The organism is Sphingomonas sp. (genome assembly GCF_051962185.1).
Lineage (GTDB): Bacteria > Pseudomonadota > Alphaproteobacteria > Sphingomonadales > Sphingomonadaceae > Sphingomonas.
On sequence record NZ_JBQCCN010000176.1, the window covers coordinates 1 to 5,201 of the forward strand.

At 65.7% G+C, this 5,201-nt stretch carries 7 protein-coding genes; all 7 read left to right on the forward strand.

Annotated elements, in window-relative coordinates; all coding sequences use genetic code 11:
- On the forward strand, positions 1–672 hold a 672-nt coding region (gene fliP / locus ACTHJR_RS10915; protein ID WP_440523200.1), incomplete at its 5' end, for a flagellar type III secretion system pore protein FliP.
- Positions 669–857 (forward strand): hypothetical protein, encoded by a 189-nt coding sequence (locus tag ACTHJR_RS10920; RefSeq protein ID WP_440523201.1) that lies wholly within the window; start codon positions 669–671, stop codon positions 855–857. The genes fliP and ACTHJR_RS10920, both read left to right, overlap by 4 nt.
- Before the next feature lie 2 nt (positions 858–859).
- The gene (gene fliQ / locus ACTHJR_RS10925) at positions 860–1,129 is read left to right on the forward strand and encodes a flagellar biosynthesis protein FliQ (protein WP_440523202.1); all 270 of its coding nucleotides are present in this window, start codon (positions 860–862) and stop codon (positions 1,127–1,129) included.
- 3 nt (positions 1,130–1,132) lie between these two features.
- Positions 1,133–1,906 carry a flagellar biosynthetic protein FliR gene (gene fliR / locus ACTHJR_RS10930; protein ID WP_440523203.1) on the forward strand — a complete coding sequence of 258 codons (774 nt, stop codon included), beginning with the start codon at positions 1,133–1,135 and terminating at the stop codon, positions 1,904–1,906.
- Between the two features lie 249 nt (positions 1,907–2,155).
- Positions 2,156–3,283 (forward strand): EscU/YscU/HrcU family type III secretion system export apparatus switch protein, encoded by a 1,128-nt coding sequence (locus tag ACTHJR_RS10935; protein ID WP_440523205.1) that lies wholly within the window; start codon positions 2,156–2,158, stop codon positions 3,281–3,283.
- A 64-nt stretch (positions 3,284–3,347) separates the two neighbouring features.
- A complete protein-coding gene (fliD, locus tag ACTHJR_RS10940; RefSeq protein WP_440523206.1) occupies positions 3,348–4,859 on the forward strand; it encodes a flagellar filament capping protein FliD in 1,512 nt (503 codons plus the stop codon).
- The coding region (locus ACTHJR_RS10945) for a flagellar export chaperone FliS (protein WP_440523207.1) at positions 4,859–5,201 on the forward strand (343 nt) is incomplete at its 3' end. The genes fliD and ACTHJR_RS10945, both read left to right, overlap by 1 nt.

Genomic DNA, 5,201 nt, shown 5'->3' on the forward strand with positions numbered 1-5,201 from the left:
GGCCCGGGCGCCGCTGCCGCCACCAATGGCGCGGGCAAGGCGCCGCTGTCGCTCAGCCTGCAGGTCCTCATCATCATGGGCCTGCTCACGATTCTTCCCGGGATCCTGCTGATGATGACCAGCTTTACGCGGATCATCATCGTGCTGTCGCTGCTCCGCCAGGCGCTCGGCCTGCAGCAGACGCCGCCCAACCAGGTGCTGATCGGGCTGGCGCTGTTCCTGTCGCTGTTCGTGATGGCGCCGACGATCAACCAGATGAACACCCAGGCGATCCAGCCTTATGCCGCCGGCCAGATCGGCGGGACCGAGATGATTCAGCGCGCCGGCCAGCCGCTCCATGCCTTCATGGTCAAGCAGACCCGGATGAAGGACCTCAAGATGTTCGCCGACATGGCGCATTCGGGGCCGTACGCGAAATCGACCGACATTCCCTATTCGGTGCTGCTCCCGGCGTTCGTCACCAGCGAGCTGAAGACCGCGTTCCAGATCGGCTTCCTGATCTTCCTGCCGTTCATCGTCATCGACCTGGTGGTCGCGACCGTGCTCATGTCGCTCGGCATGATGATGATGTCGCCGACGATCATCTCGATGCCGTTCAAATTGCTGCTGTTCGTGCTGGTCGACGGCTGGGCGATGATGATGGGCAGCCTGGCGTCGAGCTTCGCGACATGATGCCGGCCTGCCCGCCGCCCGCGCCGAACCCGTTCCGCGCGCCGCCGCCCATCCTGCCGGGACGCAAGCCGATGCTGTGGCTCTCCAGCCGACATGCCGGCGCGAGCCGGCATCTCGTGGAGGAAAACGCCTCACGAGACCCCGACTTTCGCTGGGGCGACGATCAAGCCAATTGGATCAACTGACGATGGATTCCGACTATTTCATCGGCGTAGCCGACCAGACGATGTGGGTGCTGGCGCTCGCTTGCGCCCCGGTGCTGATCCCGGCGCTCCTCGCCGGCCTGATCCTCGGCATGGTCCAGGCGGCGACCTCGATCAACGAGCAGACGCTGACCTTCGTCCCCAAGCTGGCGGTGGTCGGGGTGTCGCTGCTGATCTTCGGCAGCCTGATCATGGGCCTGTTGAGCGACTTCACGATCGACATCTTCCAGCGCATCCCGGATTTGGTGCGATAGGCGATGCTCGGCCTCGGCCTCAACATCGAGGCGCAGCTCTGGGCGCTCATCTTCGTGATGATCCGAATCGGCGCGGCGTTCGTCGCGGCACCGGTATTCGGCGCGGTGTCGGTGCCGCTGCCCGTCCGCGTCGCCTTGTCGGGGGCGATCGGCGTGCTGGTGCTGGCGGTCCATCCGATCGCGCCGCCCGCGGAGATTTTCTCGGTCACCACCATCCTGAGCGCCGCGGCGGAGGCACTGATCGGGCTGGCGATCGGCTTCGTGCTCCAGATCGCCTTCGCCGCGCCGGCCATCGCCAGCGAAATCATCGGTACCTCGATGGGGATCGGCTTCGCCGCCGCGATCGATCCGCAGAACGGACGTTCGACCCCGGCGCTGGGCAATTTCCTGTCGGTGCTGATGACATTGCTGTTCCTGTCGGTGAACGGGCACCTCGTGCTGGTCGACATGCTGGTCCGGAGCTACGCCGTACTGCCGCCGGGCGGCGCCTGGCTGTCGCCCGACCGGCTCAAGGACATCGCCCTGTTCGGCGGCTATACGTTCGCCGCAGGTCTGCTGCTGGCGCTGCCGGTTGGGTTCCTGCTGCTCTGCCTCAACCTGCTCGTCGGGATGGTCAGTCGCGCCGCGCCCAGCCTCAATTTGTTCGCGATCGGTCTCCCCGCCAGCCTCGCGGTCGGCGTCGTCGCGCTCGCGCTCGCGATGCCCGCCATGGGTGATTACATGCTCGTCATCGTCCAGGAAGGACTCGATGCCGCGCAACGCCTGGTGTTCGGTTAGGTTCGGGGAGGGATCGTGATCGCCTCGAGCAGCCCGCTGGCAAGGAAAGCAGCGCCGTCGCGCAGCCGACGCTGCGCGCGAGCAAGTGATGCAGTTCGGCGGGCTGTCCAACGCGGTCGCTCTGCAGCGGGCCGATTTTGGCGTCGGGCGGCGTCGCCGCGATGCTCCAGCATCGCTCCGTCCATGCTTCTCGCCCAACACCGAAATCGGCTCTGTCGCGTCGCCACCCCAGCCGAGGCCAGACCCTAGATGGCTGAACAGGAAGGCGACAAGACAGAAGCCCCAACAGCCAAGCGTCGCAAGGACGCGCTGGAAAATGGCGAGGTTCTCAAGTCACGCGATTTCGCGACTGCCTTGATGGTTCTCGCCGGTTGCGGCTGGCTGGTCATGCTGGGCCCGCAAATGGCGAGAGCCTGCGAAGGGTTGATGATCGCCAGCTTCCGCTTCGGCAGGGCCGATATCGAGGATTGGTCGCCGATGCGCCCGTTGGTGCAGGCGGGCTTCGGCTTCGCCCCGACCGTCGGCGGTCTGTTGCTGATCGCGGTGCTCGTGGCGATCTTCAGCCAGGCCGGGCTCGGTTCGTTTCGCTTCAACGGCAAATTGCTTCAGCCCAAATTCTCGCGGATCAACCCGGCGTCGGGATTGAAGCGCATCTTCGGCCCGAACGGCTGGATCGAGTTGGGCAAGTCGCTGCTCAAAGTCGTCCTGCTCGGCTCGATCGGCGCGTGGCTGATGTGGAAGACGGCACAACCGACGCTGGGCCTGTCGACATCGTCCGACGTCGCGGGCGTGGTCGGGCGGCTCGGCGGCACCTTCGTCTGGATCCTGTTCACCATGGCGGGCGGCCTGGTGCTGATCGCCGGCGTCGATTTGCCGATCCAGATCGTCCGCCTGCTCAACAAGTTGAAGATGACCAAGCAGGAGGTCCGCGACGAGCATAAGGAGACCGAGGGCTCGCCCGAGGCCAAGCAGCATGTGCGCCAGCGCCAGCGCGAGATGAGCCGCCGCTCGGTGCGCGGCGCGGTCGCGTCGGCGCATGTCATCCTGACCAACCCGACCCATTTCTCGGTCGCGCTGCGCTACGACAAGTTCAAGGACAACGCGCCGGTGGTGGTGGCTAAGGGCCGCGGCATCACCGCGCTCGCGATCCGCGACGTGGCCGGCGAGGAGAAGGTGCCGATCCTCGAATATCCGGCGCTCGCCCGCGCGATCTATTATACCAGTCGCGAAGGACAGGAAGTGCGCGACGATCTCTACGCCGCGATCGCGACGGTGCTCGCCTTCGTCTTCGGCCTCAACCAGCGCGCCGGCGCGGTGCAGCCGACGATCGAGGTGCCGTCGACCGCGCGGTTCGACGAAAACGGCGTCAAACAATGACGAAAGTCCTAAAATTGCCGCGCAACCGGTCGTTCGATGATCCGACGCGCGCGGAGCTATTGCCATGGTGACCACCACCTCGACGACCAGCACACCCACTCCGACCCCGACGCCGACTCCTTCGGCGTCGAACGTCATGGGTTCGGCGGCGCAGGCGCTGTTCAATTCGCTGTCGACCGGGTCGGGCGTCGATACCGCGTCGTTGGTCACTTCGCTGGTTCAGGCGCAATTCGCGACCAAGACCGACGCGTTGAAGGCCCAGCAGGACGCGCTGACCGCGCAAATTTCCGGAGTGTCGACGCTCAAGAGCACGATTCAGACGTTTGCGACGGCGCTCAAGACGCTGGCAACCAACGGCACGCTGCAATCGCAGCCGCAGAGCACCAACAACGCCATCCTGACCGCGAGCGCCCAGACCGGTGCCGCGCTCAACGGCCTTACCTCCTCGATCACCGTCAGCCAGCTCGCCAGCGCGCAGGTCGCGACGACGCAGGTCGCGGTCGGCGACCGCACGACGGTGATCGGGTCCGGCCAGCTTACCATCACTCTGGGCAATGCGACCTATTCGGCCGACGGCACCCAGATGACCGATTTCGCGCCGGGATCGGCCCAGCCGATCACGGTCGACCTGACCGATGCCAGCCTCGACGGTATCGCCAATGCGATCAACGCCAAGAAGGCCGGGGTCACCGCCGCGGTCGTCACCGATGTCGACGGCAAGGCCTATCTGTCGCTGAAAGGCGCGAGCGGATCGGCGCAGGCCTTCACCATGACGGCGACCACCGATCCAAGCGGCAATCTGGCGCAATTCAACGTCGGCGTCGGTGCCACGGGGACCAAGCTGTCGTCGATCGCACAGAACGCCAAGCTGACCGTCGATGGCGTCTCGGTCGAGCGTGCGTCGAACACCATCACCGACCTGATCAATGGCGTGAAGCTGCAGCTCAACGGCACCAGCCCGGTGCCGGTCGGGCTCACCGCGACGACGCCGACCGACGGCCTCAAACAGGCGATCACCGACTTCGTCGACAGCTACAATGAGGTGCTGAGCACCATCAACGCCCAGATCGACCCGCAGAACGGGCCGCTCAAGAGCGACACCGCCGCGCAGGGGCTGGTCAATTCGCTCCGCTCGCTGACCACCCGGACCCTGCTCTCCAACGCGCCGGCGGGAACGCCGACGACACTTGCCGAAATCGGGATCAAGACCAATCGCGACGGCACCCTGTCGGTCGACGACGACGCGGTGACCAACGCGCTCAACAATTATCCGGCCTCGGTCGAGGCGATCTTCTCGTTCACCAGCTCGAGCTCGGACGGGGTCACCGCCGCCATGAACGGCATCTCGCTGACCTCGACCAGCACGCTCTACGGGCTCGGCGCCTCGCTGACGCGCTATACCCAGCAGCAATCGGACGTGTCGAAGGCGCAGGACGACCTGACCACGCAATCGCAGGACATGACCACCCGGCTGACCCAGCAGTTCGCCAGCATGAATGCCAAGGTCGCCGCCTATAAATCGACCCAGGCGTTCCTCAAGACGCAGATCGACGCCTGGTCGAAGGGCGCGAACTGATGGCAGGCTATGCCACCGCGCTGCGCGGCGATCCGGAAGCGACCTATCGTCAGATCGACCTGGCCGGGCGCACCGGCGAGGCCGACGGGCCGGCGCTTGTGCAATTGCTGTACGAGGAACTGGTGCGCGCTCTGCGCGTCGCGGCGCACGCGACGACCAACCAGAATTACGCGCTGAAAAGCGAGAAGATCACCCGCGCCACCGCGATCCTGTTCGCGCTCGAGGCGGGGCTCGATTTTGACCAGGGCGGCGACGTGTCGCGGACCCTGGCGCGGCTCTATCGCGGCGCGCGCAACGCGATCGTCGATGCGAGCATCGGGCACGAGCCCGAGCCCTTCCTCG

Bases quoted from the DNA above. Each gene is read 5' to 3' on its own strand.
- fliR (WP_440523203.1), top strand. From the start codon at position 1,133: ATGCTCGGCCTCGGCCTCAACATCGAGGCGCAGCTCTGGGCGCTCATC.
- ACTHJR_RS10935 (WP_440523205.1), top strand. From the start codon at position 2,156: ATGGCTGAACAGGAAGGCGACAAGACAGAAGCCCCAACAGCCAAGCGT.
- fliD (WP_440523206.1), top strand. From the start codon at position 3,348: ATGGTGACCACCACCTCGACGACCAGCACACCCACTCCGACCCCGACG.
- fliQ (WP_440523202.1), top strand. From the start codon at position 860: ATGGATTCCGACTATTTCATCGGCGTAGCCGACCAGACGATGTGGGTG.
- ACTHJR_RS10920 (WP_440523201.1), top strand. From the start codon at position 669: ATGATGCCGGCCTGCCCGCCGCCCGCGCCGAACCCGTTCCGCGCGCCG.